Annotated in this window: 22 protein-coding genes and 3 tRNA genes; 19 read left to right on the forward strand and 6 right to left on the reverse strand. The window is 63.7% G+C overall.

Going from position 1 to position 24,266, the window contains the following annotated elements:
* The first annotated feature begins 31 nt into the window (after positions 1-31).
* The 13 genes from bamB to AC3A6F_RS06135 all read left to right on the forward strand — a co-directional run bounded on the left by bamB (position 32) and on the right by AC3A6F_RS06135 (position 14,232).
* Positions 32-1,186 carry an outer membrane protein assembly factor BamB gene (gene bamB, locus AC3A6F_RS06075; protein WP_487679067.1) on the forward strand — a complete coding sequence of 385 codons (1,155 nt, stop codon included), beginning with the start codon at positions 32-34 and terminating at the stop codon, positions 1,184-1,186.
* Between the two features lie 8 nt (positions 1,187-1,194).
* Complete coding sequence (gene der, locus AC3A6F_RS06080) at positions 1,195-2,532, forward strand: ribosome biogenesis GTPase Der (RefSeq protein ID WP_487679068.1); 1,338 nt, start codon at positions 1,195-1,197, stop codon at positions 2,530-2,532.
* A gap of 168 nt (positions 2,533-2,700) precedes the next feature.
* The gene (hfq, locus tag AC3A6F_RS06085) at positions 2,701-2,940 is read left to right on the forward strand and encodes an RNA chaperone Hfq (protein ID WP_005666255.1); all 240 of its coding nucleotides are present in this window, start codon (positions 2,701-2,703) and stop codon (positions 2,938-2,940) included.
* Positions 2,941-2,972: 32 nt separating this feature from the next.
* The gene (gene hflX / locus AC3A6F_RS06090; protein ID WP_487679657.1) at positions 2,973-4,184 is read left to right on the forward strand and encodes a GTPase HflX; all 1,212 of its coding nucleotides are present in this window, start codon (positions 2,973-2,975) and stop codon (positions 4,182-4,184) included.
* Between the two features lie 3 nt (positions 4,185-4,187).
* Complete coding sequence (gene hflK / locus AC3A6F_RS06095) at positions 4,188-5,474, forward strand: FtsH protease activity modulator HflK (RefSeq protein WP_487679069.1); 1,287 nt, start codon at positions 4,188-4,190, stop codon at positions 5,472-5,474.
* Entirely contained in the window at positions 5,474-6,352 is an 879-nt protein-coding gene (hflC, locus tag AC3A6F_RS06100; RefSeq protein WP_123071968.1) for a protease modulator HflC, read from the forward strand. The genes hflK and hflC overlap by 1 nt, the downstream gene beginning before the upstream one ends.
* A 357-nt stretch (positions 6,353-6,709) precedes the next feature.
* Entirely contained in the window at positions 6,710-7,864 is a 1,155-nt protein-coding gene (locus tag AC3A6F_RS06105) for an ATP phosphoribosyltransferase regulatory subunit (RefSeq protein ID WP_487679070.1), read from the forward strand.
* 3 nt (positions 7,865-7,867) lie between these two features.
* Positions 7,868-9,184, forward strand: a complete 1,317-nt coding sequence (locus AC3A6F_RS06110; RefSeq protein ID WP_487679071.1) for an adenylosuccinate synthase — start codon at positions 7,868-7,870, stop codon at positions 9,182-9,184.
* 24 nt (positions 9,185-9,208) lie between these two features.
* Positions 9,209-9,748: a phosphoribosyltransferase gene (locus tag AC3A6F_RS06115; RefSeq protein ID WP_123071966.1), complete on the forward strand. Its 540-nt coding sequence runs from the start codon at positions 9,209-9,211 to the stop codon at positions 9,746-9,748.
* Between the two features lie 206 nt (positions 9,749-9,954).
* Positions 9,955-10,551, forward strand: coding sequence for a MarC family protein (locus tag AC3A6F_RS06120; protein ID WP_123071965.1), 597 nt, complete (start codon positions 9,955-9,957; stop codon positions 10,549-10,551).
* A 160-nt stretch (positions 10,552-10,711) separates the two neighbouring features.
* Complete coding sequence (locus AC3A6F_RS06125; RefSeq protein ID WP_487679072.1) at positions 10,712-11,356, forward strand: PEP-CTERM sorting domain-containing protein; 645 nt, start codon at positions 10,712-10,714, stop codon at positions 11,354-11,356.
* 137 nt (positions 11,357-11,493) lie between these two features.
* Positions 11,494-12,126 carry a PEP-CTERM sorting domain-containing protein gene (locus tag AC3A6F_RS06130; RefSeq protein WP_487679073.1) on the forward strand — a complete coding sequence of 211 codons (633 nt, stop codon included), beginning with the start codon at positions 11,494-11,496 and terminating at the stop codon, positions 12,124-12,126.
* A 153-nt stretch (positions 12,127-12,279) separates the two neighbouring features.
* Positions 12,280-14,232 carry a hybrid sensor histidine kinase/response regulator gene (locus tag AC3A6F_RS06135; RefSeq protein ID WP_487679074.1) on the forward strand — a complete coding sequence of 651 codons (1,953 nt, stop codon included), beginning with the start codon at positions 12,280-12,282 and terminating at the stop codon, positions 14,230-14,232.
* 187 nt (positions 14,233-14,419) lie between these two features.
* On the opposite strand, the gene uvrB is transcribed toward AC3A6F_RS06135, so the two are convergent.
* On the reverse strand, positions 14,420-16,516 hold the full coding sequence (uvrB, locus tag AC3A6F_RS06140) for an excinuclease ABC subunit UvrB (RefSeq protein WP_487679075.1): 2,097 nt from the start codon (positions 16,514-16,516) through the stop codon (positions 14,420-14,422).
* Positions 16,517-16,634: 118 nt separating this feature from the next.
* Here uvrB and AC3A6F_RS06145 point away from each other — a divergent pair, with 118 nt between their 5' ends.
* The 4 genes from AC3A6F_RS06145 (at position 16,635) to AC3A6F_RS06160 (ending at position 19,027) form a co-directional block, all read left to right on the forward strand.
* Complete coding sequence (locus tag AC3A6F_RS06145) at positions 16,635-17,846, forward strand: amino acid aminotransferase (protein ID WP_487679076.1); 1,212 nt, start codon at positions 16,635-16,637, stop codon at positions 17,844-17,846.
* 114 nt (positions 17,847-17,960) lie between these two features.
* Positions 17,961-18,036: transfer RNA gene (locus AC3A6F_RS06150), tRNA-Asn, on the forward strand.
* Between the two features lie 90 nt (positions 18,037-18,126).
* Positions 18,127-18,885 carry an alpha/beta fold hydrolase gene (locus tag AC3A6F_RS06155; protein WP_487679077.1) on the forward strand — a complete coding sequence of 253 codons (759 nt, stop codon included), beginning with the start codon at positions 18,127-18,129 and terminating at the stop codon, positions 18,883-18,885.
* A gap of 66 nt (positions 18,886-18,951) precedes the next feature.
* A tRNA-Asn gene (locus AC3A6F_RS06160) sits at positions 18,952-19,027 on the forward strand.
* 53 nt (positions 19,028-19,080) lie between these two features.
* Here AC3A6F_RS06160 and AC3A6F_RS06165 read toward each other — a convergent pair.
* A complete protein-coding gene (locus AC3A6F_RS06165) occupies positions 19,081-19,641 on the reverse strand; it encodes a cysteine hydrolase family protein (protein ID WP_487679078.1) in 561 nt (186 codons plus the stop codon).
* Between the two features lie 27 nt (positions 19,642-19,668).
* Positions 19,669-20,883 (reverse strand): formate-dependent phosphoribosylglycinamide formyltransferase, encoded by a 1,215-nt coding sequence (purT, locus tag AC3A6F_RS06170; protein ID WP_487679079.1) that lies wholly within the window; start codon positions 20,881-20,883, stop codon positions 19,669-19,671.
* Positions 20,884-21,027: 144 nt separating this feature from the next.
* On the opposite strand from purT, the gene AC3A6F_RS06175 reads away from it, so the two are divergent.
* Positions 21,028-21,103 (forward strand) — tRNA-Asn (locus AC3A6F_RS06175).
* 54 nt (positions 21,104-21,157) lie between these two features.
* Here the strand turns inward: AC3A6F_RS06175 and AC3A6F_RS06180 are convergent.
* On the reverse strand, positions 21,158-21,637 hold the full coding sequence (locus tag AC3A6F_RS06180; protein ID WP_487679080.1) for a YeeE/YedE family protein: 480 nt from the start codon (positions 21,635-21,637) through the stop codon (positions 21,158-21,160).
* Positions 21,638-21,698: 61 nt separating this feature from the next.
* Entirely contained in the window at positions 21,699-21,989 is a 291-nt protein-coding gene (locus AC3A6F_RS06185; RefSeq protein WP_487679081.1) for a hypothetical protein, read from the reverse strand.
* A gap of 188 nt (positions 21,990-22,177) precedes the next feature.
* Between AC3A6F_RS06185 and AC3A6F_RS06190 the strand changes: the two genes are divergently transcribed.
* Complete coding sequence (locus tag AC3A6F_RS06190) at positions 22,178-23,827, forward strand: response regulator (protein ID WP_487679082.1); 1,650 nt, start codon at positions 22,178-22,180, stop codon at positions 23,825-23,827.
* Here AC3A6F_RS06190 and AC3A6F_RS06195 read toward each other — a convergent pair.
* Complete coding sequence (locus AC3A6F_RS06195; RefSeq protein ID WP_320476468.1) at positions 23,809-24,264, reverse strand: response regulator; 456 nt, start codon at positions 24,262-24,264, stop codon at positions 23,809-23,811. The two genes, AC3A6F_RS06190 and AC3A6F_RS06195, sit on opposite strands and share 19 nt — an antisense overlap.
* Between the last annotated feature and the right edge of the window lie 2 nt (positions 24,265-24,266).

Here is a 24,266-nt window from a genome sequence, read left to right on the forward strand (position 1 = left end):
CCTCTATAGTCCAGGAACAAGGTAGAACAAAATGCGTATTTGCAGCAAGCTTGTTGGTGTCGGCGTACTGGCCCTGATGACGGGTTGCTCGACCCTCAATTCGCTCAATCCATTCGCGTCTGAAAAGAAGGGCGACCAGCCGGCCAAGCTGGTCGAGCTGAAAGGCAGCATGGCCGTGCGTACAGCATGGAAACTTGATATCGGCAAGGCGCACGGCTACACCTTCTCGCCCGCGCTGACCGGCAACACGGTGGTGGTGGCCGGCGCAGACGGCGCCATCGCGCGCGTCGAAGCCGGGAGCGGCAAGCAGCTGTGGCGCATCAAGGCCGATACCGAGCTGTCGGCCGGCGTTGGCACCGACGGCAACCTGATCGTGGTCGGCGCCGACAAGGGCCAGCTGCTGGCCTTCGACATGGATGGCAAGGCGCTGTGGAAGACCCAGCTGTCGAGCGAAATCCTGTCGGCGCCGGTGGTGTCGCAGGGCGTCGTCGTGGCGCGCTCGATCGACAACCGCATCGTCGGCATCGACGCCGCCAACGGCAAGACCAAGTGGACCGTGCAAAAGGTCGCGCCGCCGCTCACCCTGCGCAATGCGCCGGGCATGATCGTGGCCGGCGGCGACGTCATCGTCGCCCAGCCGGGCGGCAAGCTGTCGTCGATGATCCTGGCCACCGGCGCGCCGCGCTGGGATGTCGAGGTGGGTGTCTCGCGTGGCGCCACCGAGCTGGAGCGCGTGACCGATATTGGCGGCGCCCCGGTGCTGTTCGAGAGCGAGGTGTGCGCCGTGTCCTATCAAGGCCGCGTAGGCTGCTTCGACCTGGTCACCGGTTCGGCCAAGTGGACGCGCGACCTGTCGTCCGACGCCGGGGTCGCCGTCGACCAATTGTATGTGTTCGCACCGGACGACAAGGGCGCCCTGCATGCCTTCACCCGCGACACGGGTTCTTCCAGCTGGAAGAACGACAAGCTGGCCTTCCGCCGCCTGTCGACCCCGCTGTCATATGGCCGCGCCGTCGCGGTCGGCGACTTCGAAGGCTTCGTGCACTTCCTGTCGCGCGAGGACGGATCTTTCCTGGCGCGCGCAGCGACCGATGGCAGCCCGATCCTGGGCACGCCGCTGGTGGCCGGCACGAACCTGATTTTTCAAACACAAAATGGAACTGTGACCGCCATCGCGGTCGAATAGAATAAAACATGAAGCCGGTAATCGCACTCGTAGGTCGTCCCAACGTCGGGAAATCGACCTTATTTAACCGCCTGACCCGTTCGCGTGACGCGCTGGTGGCCGACCTCCCTGGCCTGACACGCGACCGCCACTATGGCGAAGGCCGGATTGGCGAACGGCCATTCCTGGTCATCGACACGGGCGGTTTCGAGCCGGTCGCCAAAGAAGGCATCATGCACGAAATGGCGCTGCAGACGCGCCAGGCCGTGGCCGAGGCCGACGTGGTCGTGTTCATCGTGGATGGCCGCCAGGGCCTGACCCCGCACGACAAGACCATCACCGACTTCCTGCGCAAGAGTGGCCGCAAGGTCATGCTGGTGGTGAACAAGTCAGAAGGCATGAAGTACACCTCGGTCACCGCCGATTTCTATGAGCTCGGCATGGGCGACCCCTACGTCATCTCCGCCGCCCATGGCGACGGCGTAACCGATCTGGTCAACGAGGCGCTCGACATGGCCTTCGAAGGCCGTCCGGAAGAGCCCGAAGAGCTCGAGCCGGCCGACCACGGCTTCAAGATCGCCATCGTCGGCCGTCCTAATGTTGGTAAGTCCACATTGATCAACACCCTCGTCGGCGAGCAGCGCGTGATCGCCTTCGACATGCCGGGCACCACCCGCGACTCGATCGAAGTGCCTTTCGAACGCGACGGCAAGCGCTTCACGCTGATCGATACCGCCGGTATCCGCCGCCGCGGTAAGATTTTCGAGGCGATCGAGAAGTTCTCGGTGGTCAAGACCATGCAGTCGATCTCGGACGCCAACGTCGTGATCCTGCTGCTCGACGCCCAGCAGGATATCTCGGAGCAGGATGCGCACATCGCCGGCTTCATCCTGGAGTCGGGCAGGGCGCTGGTCGTGGCCGTGAATAAATGGGACGGCCTGCAGACGCAGGAGCGCGACGAGGTCAAGATCGACCTCGACCGCAAGCTGGACTTCCTCAGTTTCGCTAAGACCCACTTCGTGTCGGCACTGCGCGGCACCGGCGTGTCGCAGCTGATGAAATCGGTCGAAGCGGCCTATGCCGCCGCCACCGCCAACCTGTCGACGCCGCGCCTGACGCGCGCGCTGCAAGAGGCGGTCGAGAAGCAAGAGCCGAAGCGCAAGGGTACGTCGCGTCCGAAAATGCGCTACGCCCACCAGGGTGGCCAGAATCCACCGATCATCGTCATCCACGGCAATGCCCTCGAAGGCATTACCGAGCCGTACAAGCGTTATCTGGAAAAGCATTTCCGCGAGACGTTCAGCCTGGTCGGCACGCCGTTGCGGATCGAGCTGCGCAGCGGTAAGAACCCGTTTGCGAAGGACTGATCGAGGGGCGATTAAGGCTACCTTAAGCCTTAGCGGTACGACAAAAACCGGCAAAACAGGTTACAGTAGGCTTAGGGCTGCATTCGCTCACGCAGAATATGGCTCTAGCTACTTGAAAACCGGCAAATCGCCTCAAACTTTTAACTACAACAACATTACGGAGCTGTTATGAGCAACAAAGGGCAACTGTTACAAGACCCATTCCTCAACGCCTTGCGCAAGGAACACGTCCCTGTCTCCATCTACCTCGTCAACGGTATCAAACTCCAGGGCCATATCGAATCCTTCGACCAATACGTCGTTTTGCTTCGTAATACCGTGACCCAGATGGTCTATAAGCATGCTATTTCCACCGTCGTGCCGGCACGTGCCGTCAATCTTAACCTTGACTCCAACGAAGCCGAGTAAGGCCGATGGCTGACGCCCCCGGCACTCCCACCTTGCGCGCAGCGCTGGTCGGCATCGACTTCGGGACTGGCGACTTCAATGCCAGTCTCGAAGAACTGTCGCTGCTTGCGCGCTCCGCCGGCGCCGAACCGATCACCACGATCACGGCGAAGCGCAGCAGCCCGGACCCCGCGCATTTCGTCGGCAGCGGCAAGGCCGACGAAATCGCCCTCGACGCCAAGGCCCTTGGCGCCGAGATCGTCATCTTCAATCACGCTCTCTCTCCTGCCCAGCAGCGCAACCTGGAACGCCGTCTCCAGCTGCGCGTGATCGACCGCACCAGCCTGATCCTCGATATCTTCGCGCAGCGCGCCAAGAGCCACGAGGGCAAGCTGCAGGTCGAGCTGGCTCAACTGCAGCACCTGGCCACGCGCCTGATCCGCGGCTGGACCCACCTTGAACGTCAAAAGGGCGGTATTGGCCTGCGCGGTCCGGGTGAAACCCAGCTCGAGACCGACCGCCGGCTGATCGGCGAGCGGGTCAAGATGCTGCGCGCGCGCCTGGCCAAGCTGCGCAAGCAGCACGAGACCCAGCGCCGCCAGCGTGGCCGCAACAAGACCTTCTCGGTGTCGCTCGTCGGGTATACCAATGCCGGCAAGTCGACCCTGTTCAATACGCTGACGAAAGCCGGCGTGTACGTGGCGAACCAGCTGTTCGCGACCCTCGATACCACCAGCCGCCGCATGTACCTGAACGACGAGGTGGGCAGCGTCGTGATCTCGGACACCGTCGGTTTCGTGCGCGAACTTCCGCACCAACTGGTGGCGGCGTTCCGCGCCACGCTGGAAGAAACCATCCATGCCGACCTCTTGCTGCACGTGGTCGACAGCGCCTCCCCGACGCGCATGGAACAGGTCGAACAGGTCAATGAAGTCTTGCGCGAGATTGGCGCAGATCATGTTCCGCAAATTTTGGTGTGGAACAAGATCGATGCCGCCGGCCTGGAGCCTGGGGTCGAGCGTGATGAGTATGATAAGATCAACCGGGTTTTCATCAGCGCCCACAGTGGCGCCGGCCTGGATCTGCTGCGTTCGGCAATCGCCGAGGCAGCCGCGTCCGCGCCGGGGTCAGGCGGGTACGGTAACCCAGAAAACGAAGAGCAGGACGAAGCCTTCGGGCTCGCCGAGGACGACGCGTCGGTGGACGCGCACCCCGGCGGTCTTGCCGACAATATGCCAACTTCCACCCATGTCAGGCCCAACTAGCCTATGCTTGTTTCTCTACTAAAAAGATTCGGCGTCAAACTGTCGCTGAACGACCCACGCTGGGGACGCAACCCCGAAGACGACCGCAAGGCCCAGGATGGTCGCCGCCCCGGTGACGGTCCTCCCGACCTCGACCAGATGTGGCGCGATTTCAATGCGCGCCTGAACCGCATGTTCGGCGGCCGCGGCAACAATAACGGCGGCGGCGACAACGGCGGCCCGCGCGGTGAAATGCGCGGCGCCGGCATCGGCGCCGGCGTGATCGCCATCATCGTCGGCTTCATCTGGCTCGCCAGCGGCGCCTTCATCGTGCAAGAGGGCCAGGTTGGCGTCGTGACCACCTTCGGCAAGTACAGCCACTCGACGACGCCGGGTTTCAACTGGCGCTGGCCGTATCCGTTCCAGGCCCACGAGACCGTCAACACCTCGCAGATCCGCACTGCCGAGATCGGCTACCGCGCGAACGTGCGCAACAAGCAGCCGCAAGAAGCGCTGATGCTGACCGATGACGAAAACATCATCGACATCCAGTTCGCGGTGCAGTACACGCTCAAGGACCCGGTCGCCTGGTTGTTCAACAACCGCGACCAGGACGACAGCGTGCGCCAGATCGCCGAGACCGCGATCCGCGAAGTGGTCGGCCGCAACAAGATGGACTTCGTCCTGTACGAAGGCCGCGAGAAGGTCGCCGCCGACGTGCATTCGATGATGCAGGCGATCGGCGACCGCTACGCGCTGGGCGCACTGATCACTAACGTGACGATGCAGGGTGTGCAGCCGCCGGAGCAGGTGCAGAGCGCCTTCGACGACGCCGTGCGCGCCGGGCAAGACCGTGCCCGTGCCCGCAACGAGGGTGAAGCGTATGCCAACCAGATCATCCCGGCTGCGCGCGGCCAGGCCTTCCGCCTGCAGCAGGACGCCGAGGCTTACCGCTCGATGGTGGTCGAGAACGCGACCGGTAACGCCTCGCGCTTCGACCAGGTGGTGGCTGCCTACTCGCGCGCCCCGGCCGTGACCCGCGACCGCATGTATATCGACACCATGCAGCAGATCTTCACCAGCACCACCAAGGTGATGATCGACTCGCGCGCCAACAACAATATGCTGTACCTGCCGCTCGACAAGCTGATGCAGCAGCAGGCAGCCAACGACGCCCAGGTCGGCAGCAAATCCGGTCCGGTGCAGTTGCAGCAGAACGGCCAGCCGGCCGAAGTGACCCAGGCCTTGGAAGCGGTGCGCCAGCGAGACGAGCGTAGCCGCGATACCTCACGCGACAGGGAGACCCGCTGATGAACCGCCTCGTAACTATTTTCGTCGCGGGCTTCATCGCACTGATGCTGCTGTCGTCGACGATCTTCGTCGTCGACCAGCGCCGCTTCGCGATCGTGTTCGCGCTCGGCCAGGTGAAGGAAGTGATCGCCCAGCCGGGCCTGCACTTCAAGCTGCCGCCGCCGTTCCAGAACGTGATCTACCTGGACAAGCGCATCCTCACGCTGGACACGCCTGACGCCGACCGCTTCATCACGGCCGAGAAGAAGAACATCCTGGTGGATGCCTTCATGAAATGGCGTATCGAAGATCCGCGCCTGTACTACGTCAGCTTCGGCGGCGACGAAAGCCGTGCCCGCGACCGCATGTCGCAGATCATCAAGGCGGCGCTGAACGACGAGATCACCAAGCGCACCGTGCGCGAAGTGATTTCTGGCGAGCGCGCCGCGGTGATGGCGGCGGTGCAGGCCAAGGTCGTGGCCGAGGCCAAGGAGATCGGCGTCGGCATCGTCGACGTGCGTCTCAAGCGTGTGGATTACATCGAGCAGATCAACAACTCGGTGTACGAACGCATGCGCGCCGAGCGCGTCCGCGTCGCCAACGAGCTGCGTTCGACCGGCGCCGCCGAGTCGGAGCAGATCCGCGCCGATGCCGACCGCCAGCGCACCGTGATCATCGCCGAAGCCTTCCGCGACGCAGAGAAGGTCAAGGGTGACGGCGACGCGAAAGCCTCGGCCATCTACGCCGATGCCTTCGGCAAGAACCCGGAATTCGCCCGCTACTACCGTTCGCTCGAAGCCTACCGCGCCAGCTTCAAGGATCGCAGCGACGTGCTGGTGGTGGATCCGAGCTCGGAGTTCTTCAAGTACATGAAGCAGCCTGGGGCATCGGGGCGCTGATGAATAGCTCCGCTTGAGTGCGGGGCTGTTCTTGCATCACTGGGGTTCCCGCCTTCGCGGGGATGACGGTTTTGAAGCTGGGTGAGAAGCGTATAGCGCCTCTGTTCACCTCCTGCCAAAGCACGTCGTTCCCGCGAAGGCGGGAACAATGCCCTTGGCATTGTTCCCCCCAAGTCATTTGCAAACCACCACCCCACGCAGCACCTCCAACCGTGGCAGATTATCAACCTGCCACCATGTCTAGACAGCATTCCATTCCTCGATCTGCCCGTTTTCGGGTAAAATCACCGATTCGGCGTTCGCGCCATGCGCTGGCACGCCCATCGCAAATACAATCCCAACTCCCATCTGTTGCCCATGCCGAACTGGCTATTGCCTGAGAATATTGCCGATGTCTTGCCGTCCGAAGCGCGCAAGATCGAAGAGCTGCGCCGCCTGATGCTCGATAACTTCCGGCTGTACGGCTACGAGCTCGTGATGCCGCCGCTGCTCGAATACACCGAGTCGCTGCTGGCAGGCGCCGGCGAAGATACCGACTTGAAAACCTTCAAGGTCATCGACCCGCTGTCGGGCCGCCTGCTCGGCCTGCGCGCCGACATGACCACGCAGGTGGCGCGCATCGACGCCCACCTGCTGAACCGCGAATCGATCACGCGCCTGTGCTACGCCGGCAGCGTGCTGCATACCCGTCCGTCGGGCCTGCACGCTACCCGCGAGCCGGTGCAGATCGGCGCCGAAATTTATGGTCATGCCGGCCTGGAAGCCGACGCCGAGATCCAGGAGCTGGCCCTCGGCTCGCTGGCCCTGGCGGGCTTTACCAATGTGCGCCTGGACCTGGCCCACGTCGGCGTGCTGCGCGCACTGCTGAACGAAGATCCGGCCGCCAAGCGCGACGAGACCCAGATCTATTGCCTGCTGCGCGCCAAGGATGCGCCGGGCCTGGACGAGATCTCGACCAATTACTACCCGCAGACCCGCCAGGCGCTGCTGGCGCTGCCGCACCTGTACGGCGACGTCGAGGTGCTGGCCAAGGCGCGCGAACAGCTGCCGGCGCTGCCGGGCATCGGGCGCGCGCTGGCCGAACTGGCGGCGCTGGCGGCTGGCGCCATCGGCCGCGCCGACGTGGCGATCGACCTGGCCGACCTGCGCGGCTACCAGTACGAAAGCGGCGCCATGTTCGCCCTGTACGTGCCGGGCCTGCCGAACGCCGTGGCCCGTGGCGGGCGCTACGACCATGTGGGCGAGGCCTTCGGACGCGCGCGTCCGGCGACCGGCTTCTCGCTCGACCTGCGCGAACTGGCCCGGCTGCTGCCGACGGCCGAGCGCAAGCATTCCATCCGCGCGCCGTGGGGCAATGCCCCCGAGCTGAAGGAAAAAATCGCTGACCTGCGCAAGGCAGGCGAAGTCGTGATCCAGAGCATGCCTGGTCACGACAATGTTCAGGACGAGTTCGAGTGCGACCGCGTGCTCGTCCTCGAAAACGGAAATTGGATTCTCAAAAACTTAGGTTAAGTGATGTCAAATACTAACGTGGCAAAGAACGTCGTTGTCATCGGCACCCAGTGGGGCGATGAAGGCAAAGGTAAGATCGTCGACTGGCTCACCGACCACGCCGCCGGCGTGGTGCGTTTCCAGGGCGGCCATAACGCTGGTCACACCCTGGTCATCAAAGGCCAGAAGACCGCGCTGCAGCTGATCCCATCGGGCATCATGCGCGAAGGCGTGGCCTGCTACATCGGCAACGGCGTCGTGGTCTCGGTGCCGGACGTGATGCGCGAGATCGACAAGCTGCAGGCTGCCGGCATCGAAGTCGTGTCGCGCCTGAAGATCTCCGAGGCCTGCCCGATCATCCTGCCGTACCACGTCGCCATCGACAAGGCGCGCGAAGCCAAGCGCGGCGAGAACAAGATCGGCACCACCTGCAAGGGCATCGGCCCGGCCTACGAAGATAAAGTCGCGCGTCGCGCGATCCGTATCGCCGACCTGCTCAACGCGGAGCGTTTCGCCGAGAAGCTCAAGGAAAACCTGGACTACCACAACCACGTGCTGGTCAACTACCTGGGCGGCGAAGCGATCGACTTCCAGCAAACCTATGACGATGCGATGGCCCTCGTGCCGCGCCTGCGTCCGATGGTCGCCGATGTGTCGTCGCTGCTGTACGCTGCCCACAAGGCCGGCGGCAAGCTGCTGTTCGAAGGCGCGCAGGGTTCGCTGCTCGACGTCGACCACGGCACCTATCCGTTCGTCACCTCGTCGAACTGCGTGGCAGGCAATGCCGCCGCCGGCGCCGGCGTCGGCCCGAACATGCTGCACTACATCCTGGGCATCACCAAGGCCTACACCACCCGCGTCGGATCGGGCCCGTTCCCGGCCGAACTGCCGACCGACGAAGGCGTGGGCGAGCACCTGTCGCGCATCGGCCATGAATTCGGCACCGTGACCGGCCGCGCCCGTCGTTGCGGCTGGTTCGACGCCGCGCTGCTGCGCCGCTCGGTGCAGATCAACGGCGTGTCGGGCATGTGCCTGACCAAGCTGGACGTGCTGGATGGTATCGAGTCCCTTAAGCTCTGCACCGGTTACAAGATCGACGGCCGCGAGGTCGACATCTTCCCGGTCGGCGCCGAAGAAGCCGCCATGTGCGAGCCGGTGTACGAAGAAATGCCGGGCTGGACCGAAACCACCGTCGGCGCCAAGTCGATGGAAGAGCTGCCGGCCAATGCCCGCGCCTACATCAAGCGCATCGAAGAACTGGTTGGCGTGCCGATCGACATGGTGTCGACCGGCCCGGACCGTGAAGAAACCATCGTCCTGCGTCACCCGTTCGCAGCATAATCTAAGAAGAATCTGGAGTAGAAGATGAATACCCCCGTATCGACGGATAAAGACCTGTGGGTCTCCTGGGATGAATACCACCGCCTGATCGAGCGCCTGGCGCTGCAGGTCTATGAATCGGGCTGGAAGTTCGACCAGGTGCTGTGCCTGGCGCGCGGCGGTGTGCGTCCGGGCGACGTGTTCTCGCGCATCTTCGACGTACCGCTGGCGATCCTGTCGACCAGCTCGTACCGCGAAGAAGCGGGCACCAAGCAGGGCGACCTGGACATCTCGAAGTACATGACCATGACCAAGGGTCCGCTGGCCGGCCGCGTGCTGCTGGTCGACGATCTGGCCGATTCGGGCGTGACGCTGCGTAAAGTCAGCCAGCACCTGACCGAGAACTACCCGCAAGTGACCGAAGTGAAATCGGCGGTCATCTGGGTCAAGGGCACGTCGTCGATTCGTCCGGATTACTTCCTGGACGATCTGCCGCACAATCCGTGGATTCATCAACCGTTCGAAGAGTATGACGGCCTGCGCCCGCACCAGCTGGCGGCGTGGCTGAAGAAATTCGAGAAGTAAGCAGACCGCTGCGGCTGTCCAGTTAGCAGCCGCCGGCCCGTCGTCCCCGCGCAGGCGGGGACCCAAGTTTTTCAGCGCACCACTTGCTTCAAGCGAAGTGGCCGCGCAAGCGAGCTTGGGTCCCCGCCTTCGCGGGGACGAGGTCGTTTCGGGCCTCTGGTAGTATTGCGTCACCAAAACTTTTGGCATCCCAACAATAACAAGCCATGACCCAAAGCTTCTTCCAGACCTTCATCCTGCTCATCCTCGTCACTGATCCCTTCGGTAACGTTCCCCTGTTCGCCGCGGCCCTGAAAGACACGCCGATCGAGCGCCGCAACAAGATCGTGATCCGTGAGTGCGGCATCGCCTTCCTGCTGCTGCTGACTTTCATGTTCTTCGGCAAGCATTTCCTCGAAGCGCTGCACCTCTCCCCGGTCGCGCTGCGCATCGGCGGCGCCGTCATCCTGTTGATGATCGCGATCCGGATGATCTTCCCGCACCCGGACGGCGTGCTGGGCAAGAGCGAAGGCGGCGAGCCGTTCATCGTGCCGCTGGCGATTCCCGCGCTGGCCGGTCCGTCGGCGCTGGCGACGGTGCTGCTGTTTTCTTCCACCAGCTTTACCGATACGATGGTGCACGTCGCCGCGCTGGCTGCCGTGGGCATCGTGTGGCTGATGGTGTTCCTGAGCGCCGAGAAGCTGCAGCAGAAACTCGGCCCGCAGGTCATGACCGCCTTCGAGCGCCTGATGGGCCTGATCCTGACGGCGATGTCGATAGAGATGCTGCTGGGTGGTATTCGCGAATTCGTTCAGTCGTTGTAACTGTCGGTTTTCTTTACAGAGATCGCAGTGTCAGGTGTGACGCAACTTTAGTTGCTTGATTCCTAAGGAAATTATTGGCGTGGTGTGCTTTTTGCTTAGGCAGAAGCATCTTCCTTTGGATGGGAGGACACTAGACCAACTATTTCTGAAGGGATGTCAGATGAAATTCGCAAAACAACTTGCCGCCACGTTCGTCCTGGCTGCCGCGGTCATCGCACCGGCCAGCGCCAACATCGTCGTCGACGGCAGTTTCGAAGCCTTCGACGGCGAGGGCGCATGGCAAACCGAGAGCTGGAGCCGGTACGTGCGCGGCACGCAGGATGGCGGCTTCTCGGCGGGTACCGGTTGCGCTATGGGCAGCAATTTCAGCTGCACGCTCAGCCAGACCCTGGCCACTGTCGCCGGTCAGCGCTACGATCTGAGCTTCTGGTTGTACGCCGACGGCGTTGTCGACAGCAATGGCAACGTTGCGTTGAATTTCGATAACGGCTTGCGGGTCTGGTTCGGCGACGAGATCGTCCAGACGATCATCAATTTCCCGACGACGAATACGAGCGGGAGCTTCAACCCCGGTGGACCTTCGACGCTGATCACTATCAGCAATATTCTGGCGACTTCCGCATCGACCGTCCTGCAGTTCGCCGGCTACCACAACCCGGCCGGCATCTATCTCGACAACGTCATGGTCGAGGCAGTGCCTGGCGAAGAGCCGGGCGAAGTGCCGGAGCCGGGCACGCTGTCGCTGCTCGGCCTGGCAATGGGCGGACTGGCGCTGGCGCGCAGGCGCCGCATGCGCGCCGACTGAGGAGCGGGTCCTGCCGTCCTGAAGCCATCTGTGCGGGACTCGCCACCGCATTGACTCCCGTCAGATGGCGTTCCTTGACATCGTCCTCGCGAAAATCAATCATCGTTTACTCCCGGATGTGCTCAGAGGAGGTCTCGATGAAATCCGTAATGCGTGTTGCCGCGGCAATTCTGCTGGCGTTGGCAGTCGCCGTGCCGGCAAGTGCCAATATTGTCCGCGACGGCAGTTTTGAACTGAACGACGGCACGTGGGAACTCTCCGAAGGCTGGTTTCTGGGCGACGCCGGCCGCGGCGCGCACAGCGGCGTCAACTCGCTCAGTACCGGCTGCTTCGGCCCTGAATTCTCCTGTTTCGCCACCCAGGTCCTGCCGACGACGATCGGCCAGCGCTACGATCTGACCTTCTGGCTGTACGCGGACGGCGTGATCGGCCCGGGAGGCTTTCCGATATTTCAGTTTGATAATGGAATACAGGTGATGTTCGGAGACGCGCTGGCCACGGCCATCTACAACTTCCCGACCACGAACACGTCCACCGATATCACGACGGGCGGCCCGTCCACGCAGATCATCGTCCGCAACCTGCTGGCGACATCGGCATCGACGATCCTGCAGTTATCCGGCTACCACGATCCTTCGGGAATTTTCTTCGACGACATCTCGGTCGAGCTGGCGGTCAGCCAGATCCCGGAGCCCGGAACCTTGTCGCTGATCGGCATTGCGCTCGGCTGTCTCGGCCTCTGCAGGCGGCGGTGCGCACGCATGCTCTAAGCGGCAAGCAGCCTGTTCCGGGCATCCGTGCGGGAGTCGCCGGACAAATCTGGCACACTGCAATTGCGTAAACTGTACGCGACTCCCGGCACACGAATGAATCAGGAATCCGCGTCACCGACCGAATGGCTACCCTTTCTCAGTGGAGGAGGGATGATGGGCGCGATGATGCGCGCCCACGACTGGTCGGCCTCCCCACTGGGGCATCCGCGCACCTGGCCGCAGGCGCTGCGCACGACGGTCGGGCTGATGCTCAACTCGAAGTTCCCGATGTTCGTCGCCTGGGGCGGCGAGCTTGGCTTCCTGTACAACGACTCCTATATCTCGGTCCTGGGCGACAAGCATCCGGCCGCGCTTGGAAAACGCTTCCACGATGTCTGGGTCGAGATCTGGCATGACATTCACCCGCTGGTCGTGCGCGCCCTGAGGGGCGAGGCCAGCTACATGGACCGCCTGCCGCTGCGGATGCGCCGCCACGGCTACGACGAAGACACCTGGTTCCGCTTTTCGTACTCGCCCGTGCGCGACGAAGACGGCACCGTGGCCGGCATGTTCTGCGCCTGCGTCGAGATGACCGGCGAGGTGCTGGCGCAGCGCTACCGAGAAGAAGAGAACGAGCGCCTGGTGACCTTGTTCGAGCAGGCGCCCGGCATCATCGCCGTGCTGCGTGGGCCGGATCACGTGTTCGAGCTCACCAACCGCTCCTACCTGCAACTGGTTGGGCACCGCGCGCTGGTGGGCAAGGCTGCGCGCGACGCGCTGCCCGAGGTGCGGGGGCAGGGATTCTTCGAGCTGCTCGACCACGTGTACCAGACCGGCCAGCCTTTCGTCGGCCACGCGGTGCCGCTGCGCGTGCAGCGCGACCGCGATGCGCCGTTGGAAGAGCGCTTCATCGACTTCGTCTACCAGCCGATCCATGACCAGCACGGCAAGGTTTCCGGCATCTTCGTCGAAGGCAGCGACGTCACGGCGCGCAAGCGCATCGAGGACGAGCTGCGCGCCGCCAACCGCCAGAAGGACCAGTTCCTGGCGATGCTGGCGCATGAGCTGCGCAATCCGCTGGCGCCGATCACGACGGCCGCCCAGCTGCTGCAGCGCGGCCAGATGGACGCGCCGGGCATCCAGCGCGCCAGCGACATCATCGCGCGCCAGGCCCAGCACATGACGTCCCTGGTCAACGACCTGCTCGACGTCTCGCGCGTGACACGCGGCCAGGTGACCATCACCAGGGAGGCGCTGGAAGTACGCGAGATCGTGGGCGCGGCGGTGGAGCAGGTGCGCCCGCTGATGGATGCGCGTCGCCACGAACTGCACTGCGAGATCGCCTCCGGCGCGCTGCGCGTGGAGGGCGACCGCACGCGCCTGGTCCAGGTGGTCTCGAACATCCTCAACAACGCCGCCAAGTACACGGCGCCGGGCGGATGCATCGTGCTCGGCGCGCGCATCGACTCGGGTTGCGTGCGGGTGGCGGTGCGCGACAACGGGCAGGGCATCGATCCACCGATCCTGCCCTACATTTTTGACCTGTTCATCCAGGCCGAGCGCACGCCCGACCGCTCGCAGGGCGGCCTTGGGCTCGGCCTGGCGCTGGTCAAGAGCCTGGCCGTGCTCCATGGCGGACGGGTGGAGGCGCACAGCGAAGGGCTGGGCAAGGGCAGCGAGTTCGTGGTGTATCTGCCGTACCTGGCCGAGGCGCCGGAAGCGAGCACGCCGCTGCTGGACGTGCAATCGCGCGTCGCGCGCGGGCTGAGGGTGCTGGTGGTCGACGACAACGTCGACGCGGCCCAAATGCTGGGGACGCTGCTGGAGATGAACGGGTATGAGGTCGACGTCGCCTACGATGGCCGCAGCGCGCTGGCCAGCGCGCTGCATGCGCCGCCGGACGTCGCCCTGCTCGATATCGGGCTACCCGACATCGACGGCCACGAACTGGCGCGCCGGCTCCGGGCGATGCCCGAGACCACGCAGGCGCTGCTGGTGGCGCTGACGGGTTATGGGCAGGAAGAAGACCGGCAGCGCGCGCACAATGCCGGATTCGATCATCACATGGCCAAGCCGGCGGACCTGGCGAAACTGCTGGAGTTGCTGGCGGGAGTGGCAGCGTAAGGCGTCCGCACCGTGAGAAGGTAATTCTGTCCGCAGCCCAAAAACGTCGTTCCCGCGGAGGCGGGAAACCTAAGTCGTTTGAGTTTCCGCTACATGAAAACGTTGCCTCGTAGCGAGCAAGCTTAGGTTCCCGCCAAGGCGCCCGGCGAGCGCGGGAACGACGGCTGATTTCAGGCTGATAGCAAGATTACTTGCCCAACATCGACACCACATTATCCGCCCCCGGCGCCCCGAACGCCTGCTGCTTGAGCACATGCAGCTGATCGCGCACCTGCGCCGCCTTTTCGAACTCGAGGTTCTTGGCATGGTCGACCATGAGCTTCTCGAGGCGCTTGATCTCCTTGCTGATCTGCTTCTCGCTCATCGACTCGACCTTGGCCGTCGCTGCGTCGTCGTGCACGCCCTCGACCATGGCCTTCTGCGCGGCGTTGCTGTACACGCCGTCGATCATTTCCTTGATCTTCTTGTGCACGCCCCTCGGCGTGATGCCATTGGCCTCGTTGAAGGCGATCTGCTTGGCGCGGCGGCGTTCGGTTTCGTCGATCGCGCGCCGCATCGAATCGGTGATCTGGTCGCCGTACAGGATCGCCACGCCGTTGAGGTTACGCGCCGCGCGGCCGATGGTCTGGATCAGCGAACGTTCGGAGCGCAGGAAGCCCTCTTTATCTGCATCGAGCACCGCCACCAGCGATACCTCGGGCAAGTCCAGGCCCTCGCGCAGCAGGTTGATCCCGACCAGCACGTCGAAGGTGCCCAGGCGCAGGTCGCGCAGGATTTCCACGCGCTCGACCGTGTCGATGTCGCTGTGCAGGTAGCGCACCTTGATGCCGTGGTCGCCCAGGTATTCGGTGAGCTGTTCGGCCATGCGCTTGGTCAACGTGGTCACCAGCACGCGCTCGTCCTTGGCGACGCGGTCGTTGATCTCGCTCATCAGGTCGTCGACCTGCGACAGGGCAGGGCGCACGATGATCTGCGGGTCGACCAGGCCGGTGGGGCGCACCACCTGCTCGACCACATTGTCGGCCTTGCCCTTCTCGTACTCGGCCGGCGTAGCCGAGACAAAGATCGTCTGGCGCGCCTTGCTCTCGAATTCCTGGAATTTCAATGGCCGGTTGTCCAGCGCAGACGGCAGGCGGAAGCCATAGTCGACCAGGTTGGTCTTGCGCGAACGGTCGCCGCTGTACATCGCGTTGAGCTGGCCGATCATCACGTGCGACTCGTCCATGAACATCAGCGCGTCCTTCGGCAGGTAGTCGATCAGGGTCGGCGGCGGCTCGCCCGGCATCGCGCCGGACAGGTGGCGCGAGTAGTTCTCGATGCCCTTGGTAAAGCCGATCTCGGCCATCATCTCGAGGTCGAAGCGGGTGCGCTGCTCGAGGCGCTGTTCTTCGATGAGTTTGTTTTGCTGACGGAATTCCTCCAGGCGGTCGCGCAGCTCGGCCTTGATCGATTCGACCGCGCGCAGCACGGTGCTGCGCGGCGTGACGTAGTGCGAGCCCGGATACACGGTAAAGCGCGGGATCTTCTGGCGCACGCGGCCGGTCAGCGGGTCGAACAGCTGCAGCGATTCGATCTCGTCGTCGAACATCTCGACGCGGATCGCCAGCTCGGCATGCTCGGCCGGGAAGATGTCGATGGTGTCGCCGCGCACACGGAACGATCCGCGCGAGAAATCCATCTCGTTGCGGGTGTACTGCATCTGGATCAGGCGCGCGATGATGTCGCGCTGCGCCACTTTATCCTTGTGGCGCAGGGTGAGGATCATCTTGTGGTATTCGTTCGGATTACCGATACCGTAGATCGCCGACACGGTGGCCACGATGACCACGTCGCGCCGTTCCATCAGCGACTTGGTGCACGACAGGCGCATCTGCTCGATGTGTTCGTTGATCGACGAGTCCTTTTCGATGAACAGGTCGCGCTGCGGCACATAGGCCTCGGGCTGGTAGTAATCGTAGTACGAGACGAAATACTCGACCGCGTTCTGCGGGAAGAATTCTCGGAACTCCGAATACAGCTGGGCCGCCAGCGTCTTGTTGGGTGCGAACACGATCGCCGGACGGCCGGCGCGCGCGATCACATTGGCCATCGTGTACGTCTTGCCCGAGCCCGTCACGCCAAGCAGCGTCTGGTACGACAGGCCATCGTTGATGCCTTCGATCAGCCCCGCGATCGCGGTCGGCTGGTCGCCCGCCGGCTCGAACGGTTGATGCAACTTGAAAGGGGAATCCGGGAAGGTGATGACCGTCGGTTCCGGCGAAGTTGCGATGGATAAATCAGCCATGCTTACAGACCTTTGTTAGAATGAGAATCCGCCCGCGGCCTTGCACCTACAAGGGCCGCTGTCTATACAATTACTAACCCCACCGCTGCCAACCCAGCCGAAAACCGAGTTTATCACGATGACTTCCACCGCCTCTGCCAGCCTCTTCGGCGCCATTGAAATGGCCCCGCGTGACCCGATCCTGGGCATCACCGAAGCCTTCAATGCCGACACCAACCCTGCCAAGATCAACCTCGGCGTGGGCGTCTATTATGACAATAACGGCAAGGTGCCACTGTTGGAATGCGTACAGAAAGCGGAAGCGAAGCTGATGGAGCAGCCTGCGCCGCGCACCTACCTGCCGATCGATGGCCTGGCGGCCTACGACAAGGCGGTGCAAGAGCTGGTATTTGGTGCCGATAGCGACGTAATTCAAGAGAAGCGTGCGATCACCGTGCAAGCCCTGGGCGGCACCGGCGCGCTCAAGATCGGCGCCGACTTCCTCAAGCGTTTCCTGCCATCGTCCGACGTGTATATCAGCGATCCGAGCTGGGAAAACCACCGCGCGCTGTTCGAAAGCGCCGGCTTCACCGTCCATAACTATGCCTATTACGACGCGGCCACCCGCGGCGTGAACTTCGACGGCATGCTGGCCGCGCTCAAGGCCATGCCGGCCGGCGCGATCGTCGTGCTGCACGCCTGCTGCCACAACCCGACCGGCGCCGACCTGTCGCAAGCGCAGTGGGATCAAGTCATCGCCACCGTGCAGTCGGGCGGCCTGGTGCCATTCCTGGACATGGCCTACCAGGGCTTCGCCAACGGCATCGACGAAGACGGCGCCGTCGTGCGCCGCTTCGCAGCGACCGGCATGCCGCTCTTGGTGTCGAACTCGTTCTCGAAGTCGTTCTCGCTGTACGGCGAGCGCGTCGGCGCGCTGTCGATCGTCGCCACCAGTGGCGAAGAGGCGGCCCGCGTGCTGTCGCAACTCAAGCGCGTGGTGCGCACCAACTACTCGAATCCGCCGACCCATGGCGGCAAGGTCGTCGCGACCGTGCTGTCGACCCCTGAGCTGCGCAAACTGTGGGAAGAAGAACTGGCCGGCATGCGCGTGCGCATCCGCGAAATGCGCGGCGCGATGGTCGAGAAGCTCAAGGCCAAGGCCCCGGGCCACGACTTCGAATTCGTGCGCGAGCAGGTCGGCATGTTCTCGTATTCGGGCCTGACCAAGGAACAAGTGGGCAAGCTGCGCAACGAATCGATCTACGCCGTGGACACCGGTCGCATCTGCGTCGCCGCGCTGAACTCGACCAATATCGATCGCGTCGTTGACGCGGTTGCCAAAGTTCTCTAAAATCCCGGCTCTCCGCAAGCGTTACAGCGTGTGCGGAGAGCAGCAGGAGTGGCGGTTGCGATCTGTGCAAATTTGACAGAAACGTTTCAGCAGCCATATAATGCAAGCATCAATTCCCTGATAGCTCAGTTGGTAGAGCGACGGACTGTTAATCCGCAGGTCCCTGGTTCGAGTCCAGGTCGGGGAGCCAGAATTAGAAGAGGCCGCATCTGAGGATGCGGCCTTTTTCGTTTTGCGGCGTGCATGATTGGCGCTGTCGGGCACCATAGGAGATACCCGCGTGAAGCACCTTCCGAAAAGCCATGCCACCCTGATCGAGGGGCAGATGTTCCGCCTGATGAAGTCGGGGCAGGGCAAGCCGTCGATCGTGCTGATCAATGGCGCGGGCGGCCCGCTTGATGGTTGGTACAAGCTGTATCCCGAGATCGAGCAGCTGGGCACCGTGTTCGCCTATGACCGGCCCGGTGTCGGCGGCAGCCCCAAGCCGCGCGAGGCGCAGTACGGCGAGACCGTGGTGGCACAGCTGCGCCTGCTATTGCAGACGGCTGGCGTCGAGCCGCCGTTCGTGCTGGTCGGCCATTCCTTCGGCGGCCTGCACGCCAACCTGTTCGCACGCGCCTTCGCTGACGAGGTTGCCGGCGTGTTGTTCCTGGAAGCGACCGCGCCGGACGACGTCACCACGCTCAAGCAATTCCAGTCGCCGTTGCAGCGCGGCTTCATCAATCTGCTCGACCGCATATCGCCGCGCGATCGATTCGACGAGATCCGGCATGAAGCCGAGACTGTGAAGGACATCCAGGAGGCGCCCGCGTTCCCGCCGGTGCCGGTGACGGTGTTGTCGGGCACGAAGCGCCTGCCGCGCTGGATGGTGCCTGCAGCCCTCGTGCGCGAACGTGAGCGTACCCAGCTGGGGCTGGCGGCCTTGTCACCACTGGGCGAGCGGATCGAGGCGCGGCGCAGCGCCCACTTCCCGCAGCTGACCGAGCCGGAGCTGGTGCTGGACGCCCTGAGGCGCCTGGTCGCGCGGGCGAAAACCTAGTTTCACGTTTTTTCGTCGCGTGAATGCTTGCGAAATCGAAAACAGCAGGTATAATGCGGCCTCCTTTCCCTGATAGCTCAGTTGGTAGAGCGACGGACTGTTAATCCGCAGGTCCCTGGTTCGAGTCCAGGTCGGGGAGCCAGAATTGAGAAGGGCCGCATGCGAATGCGGCCCTTTTTGCGTTGGTAGCCTGGATCAGCCGCGCGCCAGCGTGGCCAGTACCTCGTCCGTGCTGCGCACCTCTGCATACTCGTCATGAAGGTTGGCCAGCGCCATCAGGTGCACCTCTTCGGCGCTGCGCCACGTGCCGCCGAAATCCTGCTTGTCGAAGGTGAAGCAGGCATCGGACACGACCACGACGTCGAAGCCCAGGTTGCCCGCCGTGCGCGCCGTCGCCTCGACCGAATTGTTGGTGCTGACCCCGGCGATCACGAGGCGGCGCAAACCCCGTGCGTGTAGCCATCGCTCGAGCCCGGTGTTGATGAAGGCGTCGGGCACGTTCTTCTCGACGACGTGTTCATGCGGCTGCGGCAGGAAGCGCTCCTGGTGCGTCGCCCCATGCTGGCCAGGCGCGAACACGGACGTCGGCGAACGGCTGATGTGCCGCACGAAGACCAGCGGCTGGCCCGCATTGCGCCAGGCGAGCTGGAGGAGTGCGATATTGTCTTCCGCCGCCGGATTGTTGCGGGGTGGAAGGGTTTGGCTGCACATCGCGTTCTGCATATCGATGATGAGCAGTGCAAGCTGTTCATGCATGGCGGTCGTCCTTGAGGGAGGGGGGCTTCAGCGCTTGCCGGACACCGGCCTGACCTTCGACGCCGCCTCGAGCGCACGCTGGCGCGCGGTCTCGACATCGTCGGCGCTCGCCAGCGCCACGCCCATGCGGCGGCGCGCGAACGATTCCGGCTTGCCGAACAGGCGCAGGTCGGCGCCCGGCACGCGCAGCGCCTCGGCCACGCCCTCGAAGGCGATGCCGGCTTCGTCCAGCTGGCCATAGATCACGGCGGAGGCGCCAGGGGCGCGCAATGCCGGGTTCACCGGCAGGCCGAGGATGGCTTTCGCGTGCAGTTCGAATTCGCTCTGCAACTGGCTCGCCATCGTCACCATGCCGGTGTCGTGCGGACGCGGGCTCACTTCCGAGAACCACACCATATCGCCCTTGACGAACAGCTCGACGCCGAACACGCCCAGCCCGCCCAGGTTGGCGGTGACCTTGCTCGCGATGTCGCGCGCCCGCTCGAGCGCCAGCGGCTGCATCGGGTGCGGCTGCCACGATTCGACGTAGTCTCCCTGCACCTGCTTGTGGCCGATCGGTTCGCAGAAGCTCGTTTCGATCTTGCCGTCGGCCCCCAGCGAACGCACCGTCAGCAGGGTGATCTCGTAGTCGAAGTCGATGAAGCCTTCGGCGATCACGCGGCCGGCGTCGACCCGTCCGCCCGCGGCGGCGTAGTCCCACGCGGCCTGCACGTCGGCGGCGGCGTCGAGCTTCGACTGGCCCTTGCCCGACGACGACATCACCGGTTTCACCACGCAAGGGAAGCCGACCGCTTCGCAGGCGTCCTGCAACTCGGCCAGGCTGCTGGCGAAACGGTAGGGCGAGGTCGCCAGGCCCAGTTCCTCGGCCGCCAGGCGGCGGATGCCTTCGCGGTTCATGGTCAGCTGGGCCGCGCGGGCGGTGGGGATGCAGGTGATGCGGCCCGCGGCTTCGAGTTCTGCCAGCTTGTCGGTGGCGATCGCCTCGATCTCGGGCACCACCAGATCGGGGCGCTCGCGCTCGATCAGGGCCTCCAATGCGGCGCCGTCCGTCATGTCGATCACGTGGGCGCGGTGCGCCACCTGATGGCCGGGCGCGTTCGGGTAGCGGTCGACGGCGATCACTTCGACGCCCAGGCGCTGCAGGGCGATGATCACTTCCTTGCCCAGCTCGCCGGAGCCGAGCAGCATGACTTTGGTTGCGACAAGGGAGAGCGGGGTGCCGAGGGTGCGGGAAGTGGTCATGATCTGTCTGATAGAGGTGGCAGGCCGCAGGTGGCGGCGAAGCCGAAACTATAGCAAAGCGGGAGGCGCAGGATCGCGTAGTGGCATCGATTCACAAGAGACGCTGGTCAAACTGCAATCGAACGGCTATAATATTGCCTCAATTCCCTGATAGCTCAGTTGGTAGAGCGACGGACTGTTAATCCGCAGGTCCCTGGTTCGAGTCCAGGTCGGGGAGCCAGAACAAGAGAAGGGCCGCATGCGAATGCGGCCCTTTTTGCTTTTGTGGCGCCACTCACGCCGCCGCGCGCTGAGCCCCGTGCCGTTGAAGTAATTCGTAGACGCCCATCCCCACCACCATCGCCACGAAGAACAGCAACGGCTTGATGCCGCCGACCAGGATCGACGCCACCGCCGGCCCGGGGCAATACCCGGCCAGTCCCCAGCCGCCGCCGAACACCAGGCTGCCCACCAGGTAGCGGGTGCCAATGCCGACCAGCAGGCCGGACGCGATCAGGGCAAGCCAGCCCGCATCGACCTCGACGTGGGGCGGCGAGGCAACCAGGCCATGGAGCAGGGGAGCGCAGGCCAGGCCCGCGAGGAACGCCATGCGCCAGCCGGTCTCGCCATGTGCCGGATGCAGCAGCCCGCCGAGAATCCCGCTGACGCCGGCGATGCGGCCGTTGAACAGCAACAGGCCGCCGGCTGCCACGCCGATCAGCAACCCGCCGGCCAGCGCCGACCATGGCGTGAAATTGACCCAGTCGATTTCCATCGTCCCTCCCCAATCCACCTTGGACTGTGGGTGCGCGCGAAAGTTGTCGCGAGCCTATCGCTCAGCGGCTCTTCTTCTTGTTGGATGTGTAAGTACGGGTGTAGAACTCGGGCGGCTTGTTTGCCACCCAGCCGATGAAGGCGGCGATGTCCTCGTGCCCACGCAGCGCGTCCCAGGTGTGATACTGCCGCAGCAGTTCGCGCTCGGTCAGCGCAGAGTGAATCTTGCGGTGGCAGATCTTGTGGATCGGGAACTGTTCCTTGCCCTTGAAGGTCTTCGGGACCAGGTGGTGGCGGTCGATATTGGCAGTCCCGAGAGGCCGTCCGCACAGAGGGCAACAGTTGTCGATCACATCCTGCTCCGGGTTGTGTTTGCTTATCGATTGCGATATGGTGCGCTAGAACGCGTTGCACAAGTCTTGACCCGATAATTTCAATGGAGAAATGCGTGTGCGCCTTGTGTAAAATAGTAAACGTGTAAAATTTGCGCTTGATTTTTGTGCAATACATTCCCTCTTTAACCTGAAAGCGACACAGTTGCATGATTGAAGACGACTCGACCCGCTGCTCCGTGTTGTTGATTGACGATGAGTCCTTTGCTCAGGACATCATCGCGCACGGTCTGAAAGGTTGCGTCGGTCATCAACTCGTGTATGAATCGGACTCGTCGCGCGCCGTCGACGTGGCGCGCCAGGTCGATGCGACCGTCGTCATCGTCGACCTGCGCATGCCGGGTGGAGTCGATGGCTTCGACGTGATCGCCAGCTTGCGCGCGCATCCGGATACCCACGACATTCCCGTCATCCTGCTCTCGTCCGAGGACGATCCCGACATCAAGGCCAAGGCCTTCGCCATCGGCGCCAGCGACTATATGGTCAAGTGGCCCGATCCGCGCGAGCTGGTGGCGCGCGTGCGCCACCACAGCGGCGCCTGCATCGCCCGGCGCGAGCGCGACCAGGCCTTCGCCTCGCTGCGCCGCAGCCAGGAAGAGCTGGCCGCCAGCCAGTCGGCCCTGCAGCAGGCGCAGAAAATGGAGGCGATCGGCCAGCTCACCGGCGGCGTCGCCCACGACTTCAACAATGTGCTGCAGATCATCGGCGGCAATCTGCAACTGCTCAGGATGGTTGGCGGCCTGAGCGATGCGGGGCGCTCGCGGGTCGAGATGGCGCTGGCCGGCGTCGAACGCGGCGCCAAGCTCGCGTCGCACCTGCTCGCCTTTGCGCGCCGGCAGCCCTTGCAGTCGATCGTGATCGATCCCGGCCATCTGCTGCGCGAGCTCGACGATATGGCGCGCCGCCTGCTGGACGCCAATACCTTTGTCCGCAGCGAGATCGCTGCTGACCTTGGCAGCACGGTGATCGACCCGAACCAGCTCAATAATGTGCTGCTTAATCTGGTCATCAATGCGCGCGATGCGATGCCTGAAGGCGGTACCCTGACCATTCGCGCCACCAATATCGGCCCGGGCGACGAACGGCCGGCGGAAGTGGCATCCGACGACTTCGTGATGATCGAGATCGCCGACACTGGCAAGGGCATGCCGCCCGAGGTGATGGCGCGCGCGTTCGAGCCATTTTTCACCACCAAGCCGACCGGGCAGGGCACTGGCCTGGGCCTGTCGATGGCCTACGGCTTCGTCAAGCAGTCAGGCGGTGAGATCGCACTGCGCAGCCAGGCAGGCAAGGGCACCAGCGTGCGTATCTATCTGCCGCGCAGCAGTGCAGCGCCGCAGGTGGCCAGCGAGCATCCTTACCACCTGCCGCTGGCCGGGGGCCTGGAAACCATCCTGGTAGTCGAGGACGAAGAAGACGTGCGCTCGTCGACCTGCGGCATCCTGTCCGCGCTCGGTTACGACGTGCTGGAGGCGGAGGACGCCGCGCAGGCAGCGGCGATCATCGAACAGGGGCGTCACATCGACCTGGTGTTCACCGACGTGGTGATGCCGGGGCCGCTCACCAGCCTGCAACTGGGCGAGATCGTGCGCAGCAAGCTGCCGGAATGCGAAGTGCTGTACACCTCGGGCTATGCCGAGGGCGTGCTGACCCATGAAGGAAAACTGGACGCATCGGTCCATTTGCTGCAGAAACCCTACCATCCGGAAGCGCTGAGCGCGCGCATCCGTCACCTGCTGCGGCGCGCCAGGCGCGCCGCCGGCAAGCCGTCAAGCGCGACTCATTTCGGCTTGATGTAGCGGTGCGAGCCTGGCGGCGGTTCGTTCAGCACCGCCCAGAAGATGCCAAGATCGGCGATCGCGCGCACGAATTCATTGAAGTCCACCGGCTTGACCACATAGGCATTCACGCCCAGCGCATAGCTGCGCACCACATCCTGCTCTTCCTTGGACGAGGTCAGCATCACCACCGGCACCGGCTTGAGGCCATCGGTGTTGCGGATTTCCTTGAGCACCTCGAGGCCGTCGACCTTGGGCAGCTTGAGGTCGAGCAGGATCACGGCCGGGCTGCCCAGCTGGCGGTCGGCGAACTCGCCGCGCCGGTGCAGGTAGTCGAGCGCCTCGGCGCCGTCGCGCACGACCACGACTTCATTGGCCAACTGGCTCTTCGACAACGCGATGAGCGTCAGTTCGAGGTCGTGCGGATTGTCTTCGACCAGAAGAATGGGTTTGAGCATGG

This window comes from Massilia sp. Soil_C_3 (assembly GCF_057657035.1).